The organism is Pandoraea sp. LA3 (assembly GCF_022696215.1).
In the GTDB taxonomy this organism is placed as follows: domain Bacteria; phylum Pseudomonadota; class Gammaproteobacteria; order Burkholderiales; family Burkholderiaceae; genus Pandoraea; species Pandoraea capi.
In genome coordinates this window covers 140,587-161,146 of record NZ_PTPY01000039.1, presented here as the reverse complement: position 1 = coordinate 161,146, position 20,560 = coordinate 140,587, and the positions used below count along the sequence as shown (strand labels likewise).

General features: G+C 63.5%; 18 protein-coding genes. 8 read left to right on the top strand and 10 right to left on the bottom strand.

The annotated features are described in order from the left end of the window. Positions 1-5: 5 nt before the first annotated feature. Positions 6-329, top strand: a complete 324-nt coding sequence (locus C5N93_RS25835; RefSeq protein WP_242561516.1) for a DUF4936 family protein — start codon at positions 6-8, stop codon at positions 327-329. Then, the gene (locus C5N93_RS25830) at positions 320-1,141 is read left to right on the top strand and encodes an NRDE family protein (protein WP_242561515.1); all 822 of its coding nucleotides are present in this window, start codon (positions 320-322) and stop codon (positions 1,139-1,141) included. The genes C5N93_RS25835 and C5N93_RS25830 overlap by 10 nt, the downstream gene beginning before the upstream one ends. A 101-nt stretch (positions 1,142-1,242) precedes the next feature. On the opposite strand, the gene C5N93_RS25825 is transcribed toward C5N93_RS25830, so the two are convergent. From C5N93_RS25825 to C5N93_RS25785, 9 genes are all read right to left on the bottom strand, one after another. After that, complete coding sequence (locus C5N93_RS25825) at positions 1,243-2,238, bottom strand: NADP-dependent oxidoreductase (protein WP_242561514.1); 996 nt, start codon at positions 2,236-2,238, stop codon at positions 1,243-1,245. A 43-nt stretch (positions 2,239-2,281) separates the two neighbouring features. Further along, on the bottom strand, positions 2,282-2,722 hold the full coding sequence (locus C5N93_RS25820; protein WP_242561513.1) for a PaaI family thioesterase: 441 nt from the start codon (positions 2,720-2,722) through the stop codon (positions 2,282-2,284). Between the two features lie 196 nt (positions 2,723-2,918). Next, positions 2,919-3,524, bottom strand: a complete 606-nt coding sequence (pncA, locus tag C5N93_RS25815) for a bifunctional nicotinamidase/pyrazinamidase (RefSeq protein WP_242561512.1) — start codon at positions 3,522-3,524, stop codon at positions 2,919-2,921. Between the two features lie 45 nt (positions 3,525-3,569). Further along, on the bottom strand, positions 3,570-5,666 hold the full coding sequence (locus C5N93_RS25810; protein ID WP_242561511.1) for a 3-hydroxyacyl-CoA dehydrogenase NAD-binding domain-containing protein: 2,097 nt from the start codon (positions 5,664-5,666) through the stop codon (positions 3,570-3,572). Between the two features lie 90 nt (positions 5,667-5,756). Continuing rightward, complete coding sequence (locus C5N93_RS25805; RefSeq protein ID WP_242561510.1) at positions 5,757-6,473, bottom strand: ABC transporter ATP-binding protein; 717 nt, start codon at positions 6,471-6,473, stop codon at positions 5,757-5,759. Then, positions 6,466-7,284: an ABC transporter ATP-binding protein gene (locus C5N93_RS25800; protein WP_242561509.1), complete on the bottom strand. Its 819-nt coding sequence runs from the start codon at positions 7,282-7,284 to the stop codon at positions 6,466-6,468. Before C5N93_RS25800 ends, C5N93_RS25805 begins: the two co-directional genes overlap by 8 nt. Next, positions 7,281-8,558 carry a branched-chain amino acid ABC transporter permease gene (locus tag C5N93_RS25795; RefSeq protein ID WP_242561508.1) on the bottom strand — a complete coding sequence of 426 codons (1,278 nt, stop codon included), beginning with the start codon at positions 8,556-8,558 and terminating at the stop codon, positions 7,281-7,283. Before C5N93_RS25795 ends, C5N93_RS25800 begins: the two co-directional genes overlap by 4 nt. Next, positions 8,558-9,505 (bottom strand): branched-chain amino acid ABC transporter permease, encoded by a 948-nt coding sequence (locus C5N93_RS25790; protein ID WP_301232538.1) that lies wholly within the window; start codon positions 9,503-9,505, stop codon positions 8,558-8,560. The genes C5N93_RS25795 and C5N93_RS25790 overlap by 1 nt, the downstream gene beginning before the upstream one ends. Before the next feature lie 210 nt (positions 9,506-9,715). Beyond that, positions 9,716-11,344, bottom strand: coding sequence for a 3-(methylthio)propionyl-CoA ligase (locus tag C5N93_RS25785; RefSeq protein ID WP_242561507.1), 1,629 nt, complete (start codon positions 11,342-11,344; stop codon positions 9,716-9,718). A gap of 333 nt (positions 11,345-11,677) precedes the next feature. On the opposite strand from C5N93_RS25785, the gene C5N93_RS25780 reads away from it, so the two are divergent. The 6 genes from C5N93_RS25780 (at position 11,678) to C5N93_RS25755 (ending at position 16,213) form a co-directional block, all read left to right on the top strand. Then, positions 11,678-13,207 (top strand): protein adenylyltransferase SelO, encoded by a 1,530-nt coding sequence (locus C5N93_RS25780; RefSeq protein ID WP_242561506.1) that lies wholly within the window; start codon positions 11,678-11,680, stop codon positions 13,205-13,207. A 145-nt stretch (positions 13,208-13,352) separates the two neighbouring features. Continuing rightward, positions 13,353-13,775, top strand: coding sequence for a peptide-methionine (R)-S-oxide reductase MsrB (gene msrB / locus C5N93_RS25775; protein WP_150720422.1), 423 nt, complete (start codon positions 13,353-13,355; stop codon positions 13,773-13,775). Positions 13,776-13,939: 164 nt separating this feature from the next. Next, complete coding sequence (locus C5N93_RS25770) at positions 13,940-14,359, top strand: NirD/YgiW/YdeI family stress tolerance protein (protein WP_242561505.1); 420 nt, start codon at positions 13,940-13,942, stop codon at positions 14,357-14,359. A gap of 174 nt (positions 14,360-14,533) precedes the next feature. Then, positions 14,534-15,067, top strand: coding sequence for a septation protein A (locus C5N93_RS25765; RefSeq protein ID WP_069343266.1), 534 nt, complete (start codon positions 14,534-14,536; stop codon positions 15,065-15,067). A 25-nt stretch (positions 15,068-15,092) separates the two neighbouring features. After that, positions 15,093-15,356, top strand: a complete 264-nt coding sequence (locus tag C5N93_RS25760; RefSeq protein ID WP_039397988.1) for a BolA family protein — start codon at positions 15,093-15,095, stop codon at positions 15,354-15,356. Between the two features lie 62 nt (positions 15,357-15,418). Then, the gene (locus C5N93_RS25755) at positions 15,419-16,213 is read left to right on the top strand and encodes a peptidylprolyl isomerase (RefSeq protein WP_069343264.1); all 795 of its coding nucleotides are present in this window, start codon (positions 15,419-15,421) and stop codon (positions 16,211-16,213) included. A gap of 175 nt (positions 16,214-16,388) precedes the next feature. Here the strand turns inward: C5N93_RS25755 and purL are convergent, their stop codons facing one another. Beyond that, the gene (gene purL / locus C5N93_RS25750) at positions 16,389-20,420 is read right to left on the bottom strand and encodes a phosphoribosylformylglycinamidine synthase (RefSeq protein ID WP_242561504.1); all 4,032 of its coding nucleotides are present in this window, start codon (positions 20,418-20,420) and stop codon (positions 16,389-16,391) included. Positions 20,421-20,560 lie beyond the last annotated feature (140 nt).

Sequence of the window (20,560 nt, the reverse complement as noted above, 5' to 3'; positions counted from 1 at the left end):
TGCCGATGAACTCGATGGACTGCTACGTCTACTACCGCGTATCGACCACGCACGCTGACGCCGCCCGGCAGGCCGTCGCGCGACTCTTCGCGCTGACGGCCACGCAGTTCGGCGTGAGCGGACGACTACAATCGCGTGCCGATGCCTCACCGAACGACGCCGCCCAACACGTGTCGACCTGGATGGAGCGCTACGACAACGTCGACGCCGCCTTTATCGCGGCGTTGCCGCAAATGGTGATGGCGTGCGGACTCGCGGCATATCTCGAAGGCGAGCGGCACGTCGAGTGTTTCGTCGACATGCCGACGCCCCCTCCCCCATGTGCCTGATCGTCTTCTCCTGGCAGCCTGACGCTGCCACGCCGCTGGTCCTTCTCGCCAATCGCGACGAATTCTTCGAGCGCCCCGCCGAACCCATGCACTGGTGGTCGGATCGCCCCGACGTGCTGGCGGGACGCGATTTACGAGGTGGCGGAACGTGGATGGGCGTCAATCGCGCCGGACGCTTCGCCGCGCTCACCAACTTTCGCGACGGCCGTGCGCCGATGACGCCGAAAGATACGCCCTCGCGCGGCCTGCTGGTGTCGGCGATGCTCGACGCCACCTCGTTCGACGACGATTTGCTGCGCATCGAGAAGCATGCGCACGAATACGCCGGCTTCAATCTCCTTGCCGGCGATTTGCCCGCGGGCAAGCTGTACTGGCTAGGGAATCGGGATGTGAGCGGTAACGATGGCGCGACATCGGCCCCGGTTGCGCATCCGATCACACCGGGCTTGCACGGGCTGTCGAATGCACTGCTGGATACGCCCTGGCCCAAGCTCGTTAGCCGTCGGGATGCGCTCCGTCAGGCCATTGAGAACGCGGCTGATGATCTGACGCTTCTTGAGGTCATGCGCGATGCGTCCGAAGCCGCTGACGAAGCGCTGCCGGAAACCGGCGTCGCACGCGAGTGGGAGAAGCGGCTCTCCGCAGCCTTCATTGCATCTCCTGCCTATGGGACGCGTTGCACCACGCTGCTGCGCTATCACCGCGACGGCACGATCGACGTGACGGAATCGACCGTATCGCCGGAGCAGCCTTCACACGAATTGCGCGATCTGCGCCACTTCCGCTTCGCTATCGGCCATCCGACGATCTGACGGCGCACGCTGACGCAGCCCTATCGCAACCCCACTGCTGCCGGATGGCACGTCCCGGCGATCCGGGACGTCCACCAGCGCGACTACGACAATCGCCGTACCTACACCAACCGCACGACCTGCTTGCCGAAGTTCTCGCCCTTGAGCAGGCCGAGGAATGCCGACGGCGCACTTTCGATGCCCTGAGTCATCGTCTCGCGATAGCGCAACTCGCCGGCTGCGATGGCATCGGTCAGTTCCTTCAGCGCTTGCGGCCAGACGTCCATATGCTCAGTCACGATGAACCCTTCGAGCTTCACCCGCTGGGTCAGGAAGAGCGACGGGTATTTCAACGGAATCGGTTCGCCGTTATAGCCCGCGATCATGCCGCATAGCGCCACACGGGAATGTGCGTTCAGGTTGCGCATCACCGCATCGAACACTTCGCCGCCAACATTCTCGAAGTAACCGTCGATGCCATCCGGCGCCGCACTGCGCAACGCCTCATACACGTTGCCCGCCTTGTAGTCGACACACGCATCGAAGCCCAGCGTCTCGACGACGTACGCGCATTTCTGTTCGCCGCCAGCGATACCCACGACACGGCAGCCGGCACGCTTTGCGAGTTGGCCGACCACACTGCCCACGGCCCCCGACGCAGCACTGACCGCAATCGTCTCTCCCGCCTTGGGGTCGATGATCCGGTTCAGGCCGTACCACGCCGTGACGCCCGGCATGCCCGCCGCGCCAAGATACGCGCTCATGGGCACGCGCGCATCGTGAAGACGGCGCAGGTTGCTGCCATCCGAAATTCCGTATTCCTGCCAGCCGAACATCGCCGTCACGGCGTCGCCCGGCTGCCAGTCGGGGTGACGCGACTCGATCACCTCACCGACGGTGGCGCCGATCATCACTGTGTCCAGCGGCTGGGGCGGTGCATACGACTTCGTATCGTTCATGCGCCCGCGCATGTAAGGGTCGAGCGACAGGTAGAAATTCCGAACCAGCACCTGCCCCTCGCCAAGCTCCGGCAGCTCGGGGGCAGCCAGATGGAAGTTGTCGAGCGTCGCCTCGCCTTTCGGGCGAGAGACCAGCAAAATCTGGCGATTGATCGTCATAAAGCTTCCTCCGTAGGAATCGCGTTTGCGGGACGCTGTGACCTCAGTCCCCGCTCGGCTCACCGGGACGTCGTTGCTCGCGCACTTCGCGTCCGACGGCAAGACGACGCAGATACTTGAACGTCCCCATCGCCTTGGCGACGAGCTTGCCGTTGGCGTCGCGCACCTCGCCCTCGCAATAAGCCATCGTCGTCGAGCGGTGCAGCAGGCGTCCGAATGCCTGCATCTCGCCCGACCCGGGTTGCATGAAACTCGTCTTCATCTCGATCGTGACCACGCCGGTGCCCTCAGGGGCAGCGCTACGGCTGGCCGTACTCATTGCCATGTCGAGCAGCGCCATCGTGACGCCACCGTGCATGACCTCCCAGCTATTGAGATGCCTGGCCGAGAGTGCCAGCCGCAATGTCGACTCGCCGTCTTCTGCACGCAGCAACTCGATACCCAGATGATCGGTAAATCCCGAGCGAATGGAGAGCGTACTCATCGGGAACTCCGGCCACCTGGGCCAAAACGGTAAAACGTGTCCATCGTCATGTCTTTAACTGTCGGCACACCGCCCAATGCGCTGCGCCCTTTTCCATCGGTAATTGAATCGGCTACTTGAATCCGGGATGCCATCGACTGACTCGCGTAAAGATTCGCGCAATAAATCACGCGACCTGTCACGCACGCATCACACACTAAACACGCGAGACACCTGCCGCCGCTAGCGACGCCCATGCCCTCGCCAGCGAGCCGTCAAGGTCGATGGCACGGCAAGCGTGTTCGATGACACTCGCCTCGAAACCCGCCGCCTTCGCATCGAGCGCACTCCACGCGACGCAGAAATCCGTCGCAAGGCCCACGCAGTGCACACGCCGCACGCCCTTGTCGCGAAAATAGCCGGCGAGTCCCGTCGGCGTCTTGCGGTCAGCCTCGAGAAACGCCGAATAACTATCGACGCCGACCTGATAGCCCTTGCGCACGATCGCCTGAGCGTGTGGGATGTGCAAATCCGCGTGCAGTGCCGCACCGTGGGTATCCTGGACACAATGCGCAGGCCACAACACCTGCTCGCCATAGGGCAGCGCAACAGTCTCAAATGGCTGACGTCCCGGATGATTGCCAGCGAACGACACGTGAGCCGCCGGATGCCAGTCTTGCGTCACTACCACATGAGCGAACTGGCTCGCCAACGCATTGATCGCCGGCACCACTTCGTCGCCGTGTGGTACGGCAAGCGCACCACCGGGCATAAAGTCGTTCTGCACGTCGATCACAAGCAATACGTCGTCCATCGGTTTCATGTCGTTCCCTCTTCCTTCATCATCCCGGCCGCGCGGCTTGCCACGTCAGCCGTTGAAACGCTTGCCGGCCTGCGCCAGTTCGACAAGTCGGGCCGCCGGCGTCCAATCTTCGCCATGGGCTTCTTTCTCGAACGCCTGCACGCGCGCCAGCACCTTGTCGAGACCGACCATATCCGCATAGAGCATCGGGCCGCCGCGCCACAGCGGGAAGCCATAGCCGTTCAGATACACCATGTCGATGTCCGACGCGCGAGCGGCAGTCCCATCGGCGAGCACTCTGGCGCCTTCGTTGACCAGTGCATAAACCAGTCGGTCGACGATTTCTTCGTCGGAAAACGCCTGTGGCACGATGCCGTTCGCTTTCCGGTACTCGTCGATCATCTGGGCAACCTTGGCCGACTCCCTCGGCGTGCGGTCACCCTCGGCATAGTCGTACCAGCCGGCATGCGTCTTCTGTCCGAAACGCCCCGCCTCGCACAGCACGTCAGCAATCTTGGGATACACAATGCCGGGGTGTTCCGCATGACGGCGCTTGCGAATCGCCCAACTGACATCGTTGCCCGCCAGGTCGCTGGTGCGGAACGGACCCATCGCGAAACCGAAACGCTCGATAGCGGCATCCACTTGCGCTGGCGTCGCCCCCTGCTCCACCATCCATTGCGACTGCTTGAAGTACGGTTCGAGCATGCGGTTGCCGATGAAACCGTCGCACACACGCGCCACCACGGCGAGCTTGCCGATGCGTTTCGCGAGCTTCATCACCGTTGCCAGCACGTCCTTGCCGGTATGCGCGCCGCGCACGACTTCCAGCAGACGCATTACGTTTGCCGGGCTGAAGAAGTGCATGCCGATGACATCCTGCGCGCGCGACGTCGTTTCGGCCAGCGCATCGAGATTCAGTGTCGACGTATTCGACGCCAGAATGGCGCCGTCCTTGGCCACCTTGTCCAGTTCACGGAACACGACCTGCTTGACGCTCATGTCTTCGAACACCGCTTCGACGATGAGATCGGCTTCCGCGGCCGCTTCGAAATCGGTGCTGCCATGAATGCGCGCGAGACGTTTTTCGGCATCCTCGGCCGACAACTTGCCCCGGGTAACAGCGCGACCGTAATTGCTGCGCATGGCCTCGACACCGCGTGTGAGGGCCGCTTCGGTCGTGTCGATCAGCGTGACGGGGATACCGGCATTGGCAAACGTCATGGCAATTCCGCTGCCCATCGTCCCGGCACCGATCACCGCCACGCGCTCAATATTGCGCACCGGCGTATCGTCCGGTACATCGGCGATCTTGGCGGCGGCACGCTCGCCCAGAAACGCGTGACGCAGGGCCTTCGATTCCGGCGAACTGACCAACGCCACGAAGCACTCGCGTTCGAATTTCACGCCCTCGTCGAACGGACGTTGCAGCGCGGCTTCGACGGCCGCCACGCACTTGTGTGGCGCGGGAAAATGCGGCTGTTCGCGCTGAACTTTCTCGCGTGCTGCGTCGATAGCCAATTGCGCGGAGCCGTCGGCGTCACCAATGGCAACGTCGCGCAATCGCGGCAATGCCTCGCCCTTCGCCGCGACTTCGCTGGCAAAGGCGATGGCGCCGTTCAACAGATCGTCGTGGCTGCCTTCGAATATCTTGGCAAACAGCGTGCCGACCAGCGTTTCGGACTTCACGACGCGCCCTGACACCACCATGTCGAGCGCCCGCGCGACACCGATCGCGCGCGGCAGGCGTTGTGTGCCGCCGGCGCCGGGCAACAGGCCCAGCTTCACTTCGGGCAACGCGATCTGGGCGCCGGGCAATCCCACCCGGTAGTGACAGGCCAGTGCCAGTTCCAGTCCACCGCCCATGGCGACGGCATGCACCGCTGCCACGACAGGCTTGGTGCAGGCGTCGAGCGCGTTGATCACGTCGACAAGCAACGGGCTTTGCGTTGCCTTCGGCGTATTGAATTCACGGATGTCGGCCCCGCCGGAGAATGCCTTGCCCCCACCGATCAGCACCACGGCACGGACTTGCGAATCCGCCTGCGCCTGCGTCAACCCTTGAGCAATACCTGCGCGCGTGGCGTGCCCCAAGCCATTGACCGGGGGATTCTCCAGTGTGATGACGGCCACGCCGTCACGAACTTCATAAGCCGTGCTCATCCTTGTCTCTTTCCTTATATTGTTGACGTCATCGGGGGTGCCGCGCGAAGTCAAGCCGCGGCAAGACGATCGTTCGATTCTAGCGCAGCGCTACACCTCAAGCCATTCACGCCGGATCTCGGGCGCGGCTGCCAGCGCGTCCGGCGTGCCTTCGAACACCAGCGCCCCACGCCCCATGACAGCGACCCGCTGCGCACAGCTAAGCGCCAGTGAGAGCTTTTGCTCGACGAGCAGAATGGCGACCCCGGTCGCACGCAGATCCGTAAGAATGCGGCCGATTCTCGCCACCACGCGTGGCGCCAGTCCCTCAGTCGGTTCGTCGACGATCAACAGGTCCGGACCCGCCATCATCGCCCGACACAGGGAAAGCAATTGCTGTTCGCCCCCCGACAGCGATGCGGCCGGTGCATCGCGACGCGGCGCCAGTTCTTCGAAGCGCTCGAAGGCCTGCGCAAGCGTCATGCCCCGATCTGGTTCAGCCGAGGGGCGCTTCGCCCTCGCCACCCCCAACCCCAGCTGAAGGTTTTGAAGCACGGTCAGTGGGCCGAAGACATCGCGCGTCTCGGGCACGTAGCCCACGCCCAGCCTGGCGATCTGATGAGATGCCAACGAGACCAGCGATCGCCCGCGCCACCGAATCTCACCCTCGCGAGGTAATTGCCCCATGATGGCGCGCGCAAGCGTGGATCGGCCCGCGCCGTTACGGCCGAGCACGGCGACGATCTCGCCCGGCGCAACCCGCATCGTCACGCCATGCAAGACACGGCTGCCATCGTAGCCCGCTCTGACGTCGATCAGTTCAAGCATCGCGCTCGCCTCCTGCACCTGCACCGTCCAACCGGTCCGCGAATTCGCCGAGATACGCCATGCGAACGTCGGGATGGGTGCGAATGCGCGCCGGCGTGTCGCACGCGATCACGGCACCGCGTGCCAACACTGCGATTCTGTCGGCAAGCGAAAAGACGACCTGCATATCGTGTTCGATCATGAGCAGCGAACGTCCCCGGCTGAGTTCGGCGATCAGTTCGACCATGCGCGCCGACTCCGACTGGCTCATGCCCGCAGTGGGTTCGTCGAGCAACATCACACTGCCCGCCGACGCCGCGCACAAGCCGATCTCCAGCACGCGTTGTTCTGCGTAGCTCAACGCCCCCGCAGGCACATCGCGGCGTGCTTCCAGCCCCAAACGCACCAGCCACGCCTCGCTGCGACGAGTCACGTCGCTCAGTCCGCGCATACGGCGCCAGAACGTATAGCGATGCCCGCTCGGCCACAGTCCCGCGCAACGCAGATGATCGATGACGCTCATCTGCCCGAACAGTTGCGACGTCTGAAAACTGCGAGACAACCCCAGCCGACTGATCACGTGCGGTGCACGCCCGGTGACATCGCGCTCACGCATCAGCACGCGCCCACCGTCTGGCCGCGTTCTTCCGGTGATCACATCGAACAAGGTACTTTTTCCCGCACCGTTCGGTCCGATGATCGCGAGCCGCTCACCTGGCGCAAGCGTAAGATCGACGCCGGTCAGCACCTGCGTGCGCCCGAACGACTTGCGCACACCGCGCACGCTCAGGGCTTGTGCAGACAGACCGTTATCCAACGATGCTACGCTCATTGGCGTTCCTCCGCGAGGAAACCGGCAATGGCCGCCTTGCCGCGCAAATCGCGGCCTGCAAACACCGTGACGGCGATGCCGACGATCAATGTCACCGTTGCCACGCCCCACGCACCGGAACCCAGACGCTGGCCCAGATTGCCCGGCACAGGTGCACCGTCGACGGCAAGACGAATGCCGTAGGTCATTTCAACGATGGCGACCAGCCCCGCAACGGTGAGCACCAGACCGGCGCACAAAAGCACGTAAGGCTTCCAGAGCGTGCGCACGAAGCCATCGCGCCATGCGCGCCAGTGCACCGCCAACAGTCCGGCGATGCCTCCCGGCGCAAACACCACCACGGCGAGAAAGCCCAGCCCGAGATAGAGCTGCCACGCGCGCGTGATGGTCGCGAGCACGACGGTCGCGAACACGCCGACGACCGCCCCCAGCATTGGCCCCGCAAAGTAAGCGGCCCCGCCGAGCACCGTGAAGACGAGGACGACGCCCGAGCGCTCCAGACTGAACGTATCCGCACTCACCAGTTCGAAATTCAGCGCGCCCAACGAACCCGCGACGCCGGCAAACGCCGCCGCAATGATCTGCATGCGGTATCGCACAGCCGCAGGCGACTGCCCCAGAAAGGCCACGCGTGCGGCGTTATCGCGCACCGCGCGGGCAAGGAATCCCAGCGGCGTTCGCGTCACGCCATACATCGCCGCGGCACAGACGAGCAGCCACACCGCGACGAGGCCATAGACCTCTCGCTGCGTCGCGAACGTCATGCCCAACCACGGCGCGCCAAGCGTGCGATCGGTCGGTATGCCGCGCTCGCCACCGAACCATTCGGGCAACATCGCCGCCATCACCCAGACGAGTTCCGCCACCCCAAGCGTAATCATGGCGAACGTCATGCCAGCGCGACGTGTCGTGACGTAACCCAATGTCGCACCCGCCGCACCGCCGGCCAGCCCCCCCGCGAACGGCACGAGCGCCATCGACACCGGCAGCCCCTGCGCGCCGATGCGATTCATGCACCACACGCCCGCATAGGCCCCGATCCCGGCGTAGGTCGCATGGCAAAAGCTCAGCAAGCCCGTGGAGCCTAGCAACAGATTGAACGACAGCGCGAGGATGGCCGCCGTCCCCATTTGGGTCAGCAGCGTGAGCGCGGCATCAGACGGAAAGCACCAGGGAGCCACAACGAGGATGACGGCAAAGGCGCCCCACACCACAGTACGGCGCCGCCATGACACCGCGAGGACGTGCGGCGTACCGACGATCATGTCGTCCATCACCCCTCCCTCACGCCAAAGAGACCGCGCGGTCGCCATAACAACACCGCAACCATCAACAGATAGGGAACGGCAGGCGCCAGTTGGGCAACGCTCAAATGGAGGACGGGCGCGAGCGCATCGCCGAGCGCGCCTTGCAACCACGAGGGATCGAGTGTGGCATCGCTCGTGACGGCCCACGTTTGCAGCAGTCCGATCAGCACGGAGGCCGCGAACGCGCCCCCCAACGACCCCAGACCGCCGACGACCACCACCACGAACACCACGCTGCCGACCGTAGCCGCCATGCCGGGTTCCGTCACCAGCACGTTGCCGCCCGCCGCCCCGGCGAGCGCCGCCAGCGCGGCCCCACAGGCGAATACGGCTGTGTATAGGGAGGGCACGTCGTACCCGAGCGCCTGCGTCATCGCCGGCTGCGAGAGTGCGGCTTGCAGCACCAGCCCGGCGCGTGTCGCCCGAAACGCCACCCAGACCAGCAACGCGATCGCGCACGCGAGCCCCATCAGGAATAGCCGATAGGCCGGCACGGCAATTCCCGCGACGTGAACCAACACCCCCTCGAAGACCGCAGGCACCGCGTAATCGACCGGCCCACGGCCCCAGGCGAGCTGCACGAGCTCCACCACGAGGTATGCCAGTCCGAACGTGGCCAGTAGTTCCGCCAGCGCGCCACGCGCTCGCAAGCGCCGCAACACGCCACGCTCGAACAGCGCGCCGGCAACGCCGACGATCAGGGGCGCCACGATCAACGCAGGCCAGAAGCCGATCGCCGTCGACAGTGCATAAGCGAAGTAGGCCCCAAGCATGTAGAAGCTGGCGTGCGCAAAATTCAACACGCCCAGCATGCTGAAGATGAGCGTGAGTCCGCTCGACAGCATGAACAGCAGCAAGCCGTAGCTCACACCGTTCACAAGCACGAGGCCGGCGGTGGCACTCAGAAGATGCACTGCGTCTCCTTCGGAAAGCCAATGAAAGACAGGGCGCAGAGCGCCGCATCGGGGGAAATTCAGGCTGACATTATAGAGGGGACGTACGGCCGAAATCGCTCGGGATCGCTCGAAAACCGGCGTCAACAGGGCATTTGCGGCGGGGTCCGACCTTCGGCTCGGAGATTTCCGAACCGATTCCGGAGCACGCCGCCCAACATCACAGAAACATCACGGTGTCGGCGCGTAGTCGCGGAACTTCTCCCGCAGCTTGAGTTTGAGCATCTTGCCGGTGGCGGTATGGGGAATCTCGTCGACGAACACGACATCGTCCGGAATCCACCACTTCACGACACGTCCCTGATAGAACGCCAGCACATCCTCCCGTGTCAGCGTCGCGCCCGGCTTGCGCACGACGACCAGCAGCGGCCGCTCCTCCCACTTCGGATGACGAATGGCGATGCAGGCTGCTTCGTGAATGTCCGGGTGCGCCATGGCGACGTTCTCGACGTCGATGGAACTGATCCACTCGCCCCCCGATTTGATGACGTCCTTGCTGCGGTCGGTGATCTGCACGTAGCCCTCGGGATCGATCGTCGCCACGTCACCGGTCGGAAACCAACCGTCCACCAACGGCGAAGTTTCCGTGCCGAAGTAGCGATCCAGCACCCAGGGGCCGCGCGCGTAGAGGTCGCCGAATGCCTTGCCGTCCCAAGGCAACGCTTCGCCGTCCGGGCCGACGATCTTCAGATCGACGCCATAGATCGCGGTCCCCTGTTTCTCGAGGATGTGCTGCTGCGCCGACTCGGGCAGGTCACGATGGTGCTTGCGCAGGTGGCACAACGTACCGAGCGGCGACATCTCGCTCATGCCCCACGCGTGGATGACACGCACCCCGTAATCCTTTTCGAACGATTGCAGCATGGCTGGCGGGCACGCCGATCCCCCGATCACCGTGCGCTCCAGCGTGGAGAAACGCCCGCCGATCGACTTCACATAGGTCAGCAATCCGAGCCAGACGGTCGGCACACCGGCCGAAAACGTCACCCCTTCCGCCTCGAAGAGTTCATAGAGCGACTTGCCGTCGAGGTCCTTTCCGGGGAAAACGAGCTTCGCGCCGGTCAGCGCGCTGGAATACGGCAGGCCCCAGGCGTTCACGTGGAACATCGGGACGACGGGCAGCACGGCGTCGCGCGCGGACATGCACATGGCGTCGGGCAGCGACGCGCCGAACGCATGCAACACTGTCGAGCGATGGCTGTAGAGCACGCCCTTCGGATTGCCCGTGGTGCCGGAGGTGTAGCAAAGGCCTGACGCGGTGTTCTCGTCCATCGACGGCCACTCGAAATTCCCGTCCTCTGCGGCCACGAGATCCTCGTAGCAGAGCAACGACAGGTTCGACGCCGGCAAACGTTCGCGATCGGTCATCGCGATCCAGCCCTGCACCCCGGGGCATTGCGCTGCGATGGTCTCCACCAGTGGCAGGAAGTTGATGTCGAAGGCGACGTAACGATCTTCCGCGTGGTTGACGATGTAGGCGATCTGTTCGGGAAACAACCGGGGATTGACGGTATGCACCACGCTGCCCATGCCCGATACGGCGTAATACAGTTCGAGGTGACGATATCCGTTCCATGCCAGCGTACCCACGCGCTCGCCGTCGCCCACGCCCAGACGCCGCAACGCCTGGGCAAGCTTGCGCGCGCGCTGCTCGGCGTCGCGCCAGGTATAGCGATGTATGTCGCCCTCGACTCGGCGAGACACGATCTCGGTGTCGCCGTGGTGACGTGCGGCATGGGTGAGCAGCGAGGAAATCAGGAGCGGCGCGGCCATCATCTGGCCGAGGAGCGGTGTTGCCATACGTCGAATCTCCAGAAAAGTCGGAATAACCGGAATTACGGGGATACGTCTGGAACGGCGGTCGGTAACACTGGGAACGTCGGAAGCCTCGGGAACGCGTGAGCATCGCCCGATGGACAGGCGGTGCATTGTCTTGCGGACCGACAAGCGGGAGCGCACGATGCGTGCACTTGCGCCCGTCGACGTGAATCATTCTTGACGGGCCGGCCCGGCGGGTCAACGCCCATCGCTTGTGCGGCGCAGCACACGTCACGCGCTGCCAGTGTACGCAACCCGGCAGCACGCGACGGACACCTCAAGTAGAATGTTTGTTCACCATCAGGAACGTCCCCAATGCCGGCCACCGACCGCCCCGCCCCTGTTCCCACCGCCGTATCCGCATCGCTCAAGCCGTTCGGACCGCTATCTTTGACGAACCGTTTCGCGACGCTCGGGCCCAACTTCTTCACGCGTCTGCCACCGCAACCCTTGCCCGAACCGTATCTCGTGGGGTTTTCCGCGGATGCGGCCCGTCTGCTCGGCTGGTCGCCCGAGGCGGCGCGGGATCCGGAGTTTCTCACCACGTTCGCGGGCAATGCGCCGTTGGCCGGCGGTGACCCGCTTGCCAGCGTGTATTCCGGTCATCAGTTCGGCGTTTGGGCAGGTCAGTTGGGCGACGGTCGTGCGCTGCTGCTCGGCGAGTCGGATGGCCCCGGCGGACGCTGGGAAATCCAGCTCAAGGGCGGTGGTCTTACCCCATATTCGCGGATGGGCGACGGACGCGCTGTGCTGCGTTCGTCGATTCGTGAATTCCTCGGCTCCGAAGCGATGTTCCACCTTGGCGTGCCGACCACGCGTGCGCTGTGCGTCATCGGCTCCGACGCCCCGGTGCGACGAGAAACCATCGAGACAGCCGCCGTCGTGACGCGCCTGTCGCCAAGTTTCATCCGCTTTGGCCACTTCGAGCATTTCTGGGCCGGCGATCAATACGAAGCGCTGCGTCAGCTCGCCGACTTCACCATCGATCATCACTACCCGCACTGCCGCGAGGAGGCCAACCCTTATCTCGCGCTGCTGAGCGCCGTGTGCGATGCGACGGCCGAGCTCGTCGCACATTGGCAAGCCGTCGGTTTCTGTCACGGGGTGATGAATACCGACAACATGTCGATGCTCGGTCTGACGATCGATTACGGCCCGTTCGGTTTTCTCGACGGCTTCAACGCCCATCACATCTGCAATCACTCCGATACGCAGGGTCGTTATGCGTATCAGGCGCAGCCCAATGTGGCCTACTGGAATCTGTTCTGCCTCGCGCAATCGCTGCTGCCGTTGTTCGGCGAGGGGGAAGCCGCCATCGAGCAGGCGCAGTCCGTACTGCCCGTCTTCAAGACGCGCTTCGCCGAGGAAATCGATCTGCGCATGCGGGCCAAGCTGGGCTTGCGCGAATCGCATGCCGACGACGAAACGCTCATCAATCGTCTGTTCAAGCTGATGCACGAGGGCCGGGTCGACTTCACGCATCTGTTCCGCACACTTGCAACGCTCCAGATCGACAACCCCGACGCCGACGCGCCGCTGCGCGACATGTTCATCGACCGTCCGGGTTTCGATGCATGGGCCGTGGATTACCGCGCCCGCCTGCGTCATGAAGCCAGCACGGACGCAAAGCGCGCCGTGGCGATGCGACTCGTCAATCCGAAATACATCCTGCGCAACCATCTGGCGGAAGTCGCCATCCGGCGGGCCAACGAGAAAGACTTCTCCGAAGTCGAGACGTTGCTCAAGGTGCTCTCGCATCCGTATGACGAGCAACCCGAATTCGAGCACTACGCCGAGTTGCCGCCCGACTGGGCCGGCCAGCTCGAAGTCAGTTGCTCGTCCTGACCTACGCATAGGGCAAGCGCGGTGGCAGCGGCCGCAGTCCATTGCAAATCGCCGCCTCGCCCCCATCTTTGCCCTGTTCGACGCACGCTGAACCGATATGTCGCGCGGCAGCCCCACCGGGTTCGCCGCCCCTCAGGAGACTCTCATGAGCAATGTGGAAAAGACCGACGCCGAATGGCGTGCCCAACTCGATGACGTCGAGTATCAGATCACCCGTCACGCCGCGACCGAGCGCGCCTTCACCGGCCGTTACTGGGATCACTGGAAAGATGGCACGTACCGCTGCATTTGCTGTGGCGAACCGCTGTTCGAGTCGACCGAAAAGTTCGATGCCGGCTGCGGCTGGCCGAGCTATTCGAAGCCGGTCGAAGGCGCCAGGATCGACGAAGTCACCGATTACAGCCATGGCATGGTGCGTGTGGAAGTTCGCTGCCACAATTGCGACGCGCACCTCGGGCACGTCTTCGAAGACGGCCCTCAACCGACCGGCCTGCGTTACTGCATCAACTCGGCGTCGCTGAATTTCGAGGACAAGGAAGGCAAGTCCGACAAATCGACGCAGGACTGAGGGTAAGCTATCAACCAGCGGACGCTTCGGCGTCCGCTTCCAAAATGCGGCCATGCGCCGCTGACTAGCGGTGAAATGTCGTGAAATTAGCGGCATTCGCCCGAAATTTGCGTTTTTTGGCTTTAGGCTTGCGTCCACCTGACTTTTTATTGGGAGCCCTTGTCATGTCCAAGAAATCGGATCGCCGTCTCACTCTTGCCCTCGCCGCCTCGCTGATCGCGGGGGGCGCCGCCCTCAGCGTGCCCGCTCAGGCGCAAATCAATGTGCCGCAGGCAGGCGGCACGGCCGGTGGCACTATCGCCGTGCCTGCGGTCATGCCTCGCGCCGTGACCGTCGAACAGGCGCTCAAGGCCCCGAAAGACATGGAAGCCGTGATCGAAGGCCACATCGTCAATCAGCTCAAGCACGAGCACTACACGTTCAAGGACGCCTCCGGCACGATCGAAGTCGAGATCGACGACAAGTATCTGCCGACCGGACGTCAGATTACCGACAAGACGCTGATACGCATCATCGGCGAGGTCGACACCCATCGTATGAAGCCGAATGACATCGATGTGAAGCGCATCGAATTCGTCGAGTAAGTCTCTCGCGGCGTCCTGTGCTTGCGCGACGCCGCCGTCCCGGCTTTCGGACACCGGCCCGTTCTTGTCCCATTCCTGGGCCGGGCCTTTGAAATATAATGCGGGTTTGCTCCCTGGCGCATCGTGCCAGGAAGCGAGAACACGGAAACCCCGAAGCCCCCAAGCCGAGACTTCATGAAATTTCTCTTCGACCTGTTACCGGTCATCCTGTTTTTCGTCGCCTTCAAATTCGCCGGCATCTATGTCGCTACCGGCATCGCGATCGTCACGACGATTGCCCAGGTCATCTGGATGTGGCTGCGTCACCGCAAGGTCGAGCCCATGCAGTGGGTGAGTCTGGCAATCATCGTCGTGTTCGGCGGTGCGACCATGCTCCTGCACGACGAAACGTTCATCAAATGGAAGCCGACGGCGCTGTACTGGCTCTTCGGTATCACGCTGTTCGTCGCCGAACTGATGTTCAACAAGAACCTGATTCGCGCGATGATGGAAAAGCAGATGGCGTTGCCCGAACACCTCTGGCGCGCCGTGAACTTCAGTTGGGCGCTGTTCTTCCTCGTGATGGGCGTGCTGAATCTGGTCATCGCGTACCACTTCTCCACCGACACCTGGGTCGACTTCAAGCTCTTCGGCGGCATGGGCCTCATGGTCGTGTTCATCGTCGTGCAGAGCCTGTGGCTCGCCAAGTACATCAAGCAGGACGAGTAACGTCGTGCGTCAGGAAGCTATCGCCATGACCATGGAACAGCAAATCGAAGCGCGGCTCACCGCTGCGCTTTCCCCGCTCGAATTCGCGCTCGAGAACGACAGTGCGCGGCACGCCGGTCACGCCGGCGCCGCCTCTGGCGGCCATTACAACGTGCGCATCGTATCTGCGGCGTTTACCGGACGTAACCGCGTTGCGCGTCACCGCCTGGTGTATGATGCGTTGGCCGATTTGATGCAGAACGGCATTCACGCCCTCGCCATCGTTGCGCTCGCCCCGGGCGAAGCGTAACTCGCATGCGACGCGTCCCCCGTCGATTAACCTTGCCTTCGTCATTCGTTAGGAAAAACAGCATGGCATTGAAACTCGCCCGCACGGCACTGGCGCTCGGCGCCGCCGTGTCGCTGACCGCCGTCTCCCTCCCCGCCCTCGCCCAGAACGTTGCCGTCGTGAACGGCACGCCGGTGCCTGTGGCCCGCGCCGACGCCATGGTGCGTGAAATGGTGCGTCAGGGTCAGCCGAACTCGCCGCAACTGCAACAGCAGGTGCGCGAAGAGCTGGTCAAACGCGAAGTGCTCGCGCAGGCCGCCATCAGCAAGGGTCTCGCCACTGACCCGGCCGTCAAGCAGCAGATCAAGCTCGCCGAGCAAGGCGTGCTCATCCGCGCACTGATCGCCGACTTCCAGAAGACGTCGCCGGTCACCGATACCGAGCTGCAAGCGCGTTACGACCAGTTGAAGAAGCAGTTCGGCGACAAGGAATATCACGCCCGTCACATTCTGGTGCCGAGTGAAGATACCGCCAAGGACATCATCGCGAAGCTCAAGGGCGGCGCGAAGTTCGCCGATCTGGCCAAGCAATATTCGAAGGATCCGGGTTCGGCGCAAAACGGCGGAGACCTCGACTGGTCGCCGGCCAACGCCTATGTGCCCGAGTTCGCCGACGCGCTGCAAAAGCTGCAAAAGGGCCAGTACTCGCAAACGCCGGTCAAGACCCAATTCGGCTATCACGTGCTCGAACTCGACGACGTTCGCGACGCGCAGATCCCGCCGCTCTCCGACGTCAAGCCGCAGTTGATGCAGCAGATGCAGGAAGAGAAGCTGCAAGGCTTTATCGACGGTCTGGAAAAGAAGGCCAAGATTCAATAAGCGTTTCGCTTGCCGATGCCATAAGAAAATCCCGCCTCACGGCGGGATTTTTGTTTGGACTCAAGACATCCCCAAATGAAAAAACCGCTTACCCCCTGACGGGGCAAGCGGTTTTCTGGCAGTGCTTGCGAGACGACTTCGCGATCCGCTGCGAAGTCATCGTCGACTCACGCGATCAGGCCACCCAACGACGGGCGTTACGGAACATGCGCATCCACGGGCTATCTTCGCCCCACTGCTCCGGCGCCCAGCTCATCTGTACGGTGCGGAACACGCGCTCCGGGTGCGGCATCATCACGGTGAAACGGCCGTCGCCGGTCGTGACCGCCGTCAGGCCGCGCGGCGAACCGTTCGGGTTGAACGGATATTGCTCGGTCGGCTGACCACGATGGTCGACGAAACGCATGGCAGCGATCGCCTGATCGATGTTGCCCTGCTGACCGAAGTTAGCGAAGCCTTCACCGTGCGCAATGACGATCGGCAACTGCGAGCCGGCCATGTCCTTGAAGAACAGCGACGGCGAATCGAGCACTTCGACTTGCGTGAGACGCGCTTCGTACTTCGACTGGTTGTACGTGAACTTCGGCCATGCCGCTGCGCCCGGGATCAGGTTCGACAGGTTGCTCATCATCTGGCAACCGTTACAGACACCCAGCGCAAACGTGTCGGCGCGATTGAAGAAGCCCGCGAACTGCTCGGCCAGCGACGGGTTGAACAGAATCGTCTTCGCCCAGCCCTCACCGGCGCCCAGCGTGTCGCCATACGAGAAGCCACCGCACGCGATGAAGCCCTTGAACGCCTCCAGCGAGTGACGGCCCGCAAGCAGATCGCTCATGTGGACGTCATAAGCTTCGAAACCGGCCTTGTCCAGCACGTAAGCCATTTCCAGATGCGAGTTCACGCCCTGCTCGCGCAGGATCGCGACCTTCGGACGCGCGCCCGTCGAAACGAACGGCGCCGCCACATCTTCGCTCGGGTCGAACGTCAGCTTCGGCGAGAGGCCCGGATCGCTGGTGTCGTTCAGCGCTTCGTACTCGGCATCGGCCGCTGCCGGGTTGTCGCGCAGACGCGCGATACGCCAGCTCACTTCCGTCCAAACGCGTTGCAGTTCGGCACGCGACGCACCGAAGATCTTCTTGGCGTCGCGATAAATCTCGATGACGTCGTTCGTATTCGGCTTGCCGATCACGTTCGTAACGGACGACAGGCCCGCTTCGCGCAACGTCTGCAGCACGGTGTCGCGCTCTGCGGCGCGCACCTGAATCACGCCACCCAGCTCTTCCGAGAAGAGCGCACGCAACGTCTTGTCTTCACGACGACCCACCGTCTGCTTCGCCCAATCCTTGGCGTCGCCATAGTCGGACTCGAAGCCTTCGTCGAGCGTCAGCATGTCGACGTTGAGCGAGACACCGACGTGACCGGCAAACGCCATTTCCGCCACCGTCGCGAACAGACCACCGTCTGAACGATCGTGATAGGCGAGCAGCTTGCCGTCGCGGTTGAGCTTCTGAATCACGTCGAAGAAGCGCTGGAGGTCGGCCGGATCATCCAGATCCGGCGTGACGTCGCCGATCTGCTGCGTGACCTGCGCGAGGATACTGCCGCCCAGACGATTCTTGCTGTGACCCAGATCGATGGCGATCAGCACCGTTTCGCCAGCATCTGCGACCGAACGCAGTTGCGGCGTGAGATGACGGCGAACGTCTTCCACCGGGGCGAACGCCGAGACGATCAGCGAGACCGGGGCGACCACATCTTTCGCACGCCCCGCGTCATCCCACTTGGTGCGCATCGACAGCGAATCCTTGCCCACCGGAATCGACAGACCCAGCGCCGGGCAAAGCTCCATGCCGACGGCCTTCACGGTGTCAAACAGCGCGGCGTCTTCGCCCTCCGTGCCGCAGGCCGCCATCCAGTTGGCCGACAACTTGATCTGATCGAGCGACGCAATCGGCGCCGCCGCAATGTTGGTGATGGCTTCGCCAACCGCCATGCGTCCCGATGCCGGGGCATCGATGACGGCCAGCGGCGTGCGCTCGCCCATCGTCATCGCTTCGCCGCGATACCCGGCGTAGTCCATCAGCGAGATGGCGCAATCGGCCACCGGCACCTGCCACGGGCCGACCATCTGATCGCGAGCGGTCAGTCCGCCCACGGTACGGTCACCGATGGTAATCAGGAACGACTTGCTGGCCACCGTCGGGTGACGCAACACGGCACGCGCCACATCGTCGAGCGACAGACCGGTCACGTCGACCGGCGGCAGTTCCTGCTTCGCGCGCTTGACGTCGCGGTGCATGCGCGGCGGCTTGCCGAGCAGCACGTCCATCGGCATGTCGACCGGGTCCGGCGACTCCGGATGCATCGGATCGACGAGCTTCAGCTGACGCTCGTCCGTGGCGATACCCACGACCGCCACCGGGCAACGCTCGCGCTGGCAAATTTCCTGGAACGCCGGGAAGCTGTCCGGCGCAATGGCGAGCACGTAGCGCTCCTGCGCTTCGTTACTCCAGATTTCGGCTGGCGACATGCCCGACTCTTCGAGCTGCACCTGACGCAGGTCGAAACGCGCGCCCTTGCTGGCACCATCGACCAGTTCCGGGAACGCGTTCGAAATCCCCCCCGCGCCCACGTCGTGAATCGACAGGATCGGGTTGGCTTCGCCCTGACGCCAGCACCAGTTGATGACTTCCTGCGCGCGACGCTCGATTTCCGGGTTGCCACGCTGCACCGAATCAAAGTCGAGTTCAGCCGTGTTGGTACCCGTCGCCATCGAGCTGGCGGCGCCGCCGCCCATCCCGATGCGCATGCCCGGGCCGCCGATCTGGATGAGCAGCGTACCGGCCGGCAGGTCGTGCTTGTGCGTATGCTGCGCGGCGATGTTGCCCATGCCGCCCGCGATCATGATCGGCTTGTGATAGCCGCGCACACGACCGCCCACGTTCTGTTCGTAGGCGCGGAAGTAACCGCCGAGGTTCGGACGGCCGAATTCGTTGTTGAACGCAGCGCCGCCGAGCGGGCCGTCGATCATGATCTGAAGCGGCGACGCGATACGATCCGGGCGACCGTAGTCGCTACCGATGTCGTCCGGCTTGCGCAGCGACGGCGGCACCGCCACGTCGCGATCGGTTTCCCACGATTCGCGCGCGTCCGGCAGCGCCAGATTCGAGACGGTGAACCCCGTCAGGCCCGACTTCGGCGTGGATCCACGGCCCGTCGCGCCTTCGTCGCGAATCTCGCCGCCCGCGCCCGTCGAGGCGCCGGGGAACGGCGAAATGGCGGTCGGGTGGTTGTGCGTCTCCACCTTCATCAGCGTGTGCGTGAGTTCGACGCTGCGGCCGTACTTGCCGTCGGCGCCACGCGGATACCAGCGCTCGACTTCGGCGCCTTCCATCACCGAAGCGTTGTCCGAATACGCCACCACCGTGCCCTGCGGGTGCAGTTGGTGCGTGTTCTTGATCATCTGGAACAGCGACTTGTCCTGCACCTGGCCGTCGATGGTCCAGTTCGCATTGAAAATCTTGTGACGGCAATGTTCGCTGTTGGCCTGCGCGAACATCATCAGTTCGACGTCGGTCGGGTTGCGCTTGAGCGACGTGAAGGCATCGACCAGATAATCGATCTCGTCTTCGGCCAGCGCCAGCCCCAGATCCCGGTTCGCGGCTTCGAGCGCGCTGCGGCCTGCGCCGATCACGTCGATCGTCTGCAGCGGCTTGGCCGGCAGTTCGACGAAGAGCGCTTCGGCGTCCTTGCGCGTGGCGACAACCGCTTCGGTCATACGGTCGTGCAGCACGGCGGCGACCTGCACCAGCACCTCGGGCGCGAGCGACTTCTTGCCGCCCAGCAGGCCCGACTTCACGCCGATCGTGTATTCGACGGCGCGCTCGATGCGACGTACGTGGTCGATACCGCAGTTGCGGGCGATATCGGTGGCCTTGCTCGCCCACGGCGAAATCGTGCCCAGACGCGGGATCACCAACAGTTGATCGCCGACCGGCTCCTCGCGTACCGGCTCACCGTAAGTGAGCAGACCGGCCACGCGCGCCACGTCGTCATTCGAGAGCGGTTCGGCACTGGCTACGAGGTGCACGTAGCGGGCGTCGATGCGCACGATCGAACTGTCGATGGCTTGCAGGGTCTGCAGAAGACGTTGCTGGCGGAATTCGGAGAGCGCCAAGGCGCCGGCGAAGCAGGCAATGTGAGTCATGGAAGGACGGAAGGCGAGGCGTTCAGAACGCGGGGGAACGACAAACCGGGATTATACCCTGCTTACCCCGGGTTATACCCGAGTGTGAGACGGTCATTCTTGGTGGCGTCCCGCCCTGTGAGGGCGTCTCTCTGGTAACC

Bases quoted from the DNA above. Each gene is read 5' to 3' on its own strand.
- C5N93_RS25835 (WP_242561516.1), top strand. From the start codon at position 6: ATGAACTCGATGGACTGCTACGTCTACTACCGCGTATCGACCACGCAC.
- C5N93_RS25830 (WP_242561515.1), top strand. From the start codon at position 320: ATGTGCCTGATCGTCTTCTCCTGGCAGCCTGACGCTGCCACGCCGCTG.
- C5N93_RS25825 (WP_242561514.1), bottom strand. From the start codon at position 2,238: ATGACGATCAATCGCCAGATTTTGCTGGTCTCTCGCCCGAAAGGCGAG.
- C5N93_RS25820 (WP_242561513.1), bottom strand. From the start codon at position 2,722: ATGAGTACGCTCTCCATTCGCTCGGGATTTACCGATCATCTGGGTATC.
- pncA (WP_242561512.1), bottom strand. From the start codon at position 3,524: ATGAAACCGATGGACGACGTATTGCTTGTGATCGACGTGCAGAACGAC.
- C5N93_RS25810 (WP_242561511.1), bottom strand. From the start codon at position 5,666: ATGAGCACGGCTTATGAAGTTCGTGACGGCGTGGCCGTCATCACACTG.
- C5N93_RS25805 (WP_242561510.1), bottom strand. From the start codon at position 6,473: ATGCTTGAACTGATCGACGTCAGAGCGGGCTACGATGGCAGCCGTGTC.
- C5N93_RS25800 (WP_242561509.1), bottom strand. From the start codon at position 7,284: ATGAGCGTAGCATCGTTGGATAACGGTCTGTCTGCACAAGCCCTGAGC.
- C5N93_RS25795 (WP_242561508.1), bottom strand. From the start codon at position 8,558: ATGGACGACATGATCGTCGGTACGCCGCACGTCCTCGCGGTGTCATGG.
- C5N93_RS25785 (WP_242561507.1), bottom strand. From the start codon at position 11,344: ATGGCAACACCGCTCCTCGGCCAGATGATGGCCGCGCCGCTCCTGATT.
- C5N93_RS25780 (WP_242561506.1), top strand. From the start codon at position 11,678: ATGCCGGCCACCGACCGCCCCGCCCCTGTTCCCACCGCCGTATCCGCA.
- msrB (WP_150720422.1), top strand. From the start codon at position 13,353: ATGAGCAATGTGGAAAAGACCGACGCCGAATGGCGTGCCCAACTCGAT.
- C5N93_RS25770 (WP_242561505.1), top strand. From the start codon at position 13,940: ATGTCCAAGAAATCGGATCGCCGTCTCACTCTTGCCCTCGCCGCCTCG.
- C5N93_RS25765 (WP_069343266.1), top strand. From the start codon at position 14,534: ATGAAATTTCTCTTCGACCTGTTACCGGTCATCCTGTTTTTCGTCGCC.
- C5N93_RS25760 (WP_039397988.1), top strand. From the start codon at position 15,093: ATGACCATGGAACAGCAAATCGAAGCGCGGCTCACCGCTGCGCTTTCC.
- C5N93_RS25755 (WP_069343264.1), top strand. From the start codon at position 15,419: ATGGCATTGAAACTCGCCCGCACGGCACTGGCGCTCGGCGCCGCCGTG.
- purL (WP_242561504.1), bottom strand. From the start codon at position 20,420: ATGACTCACATTGCCTGCTTCGCCGGCGCCTTGGCGCTCTCCGAATTC.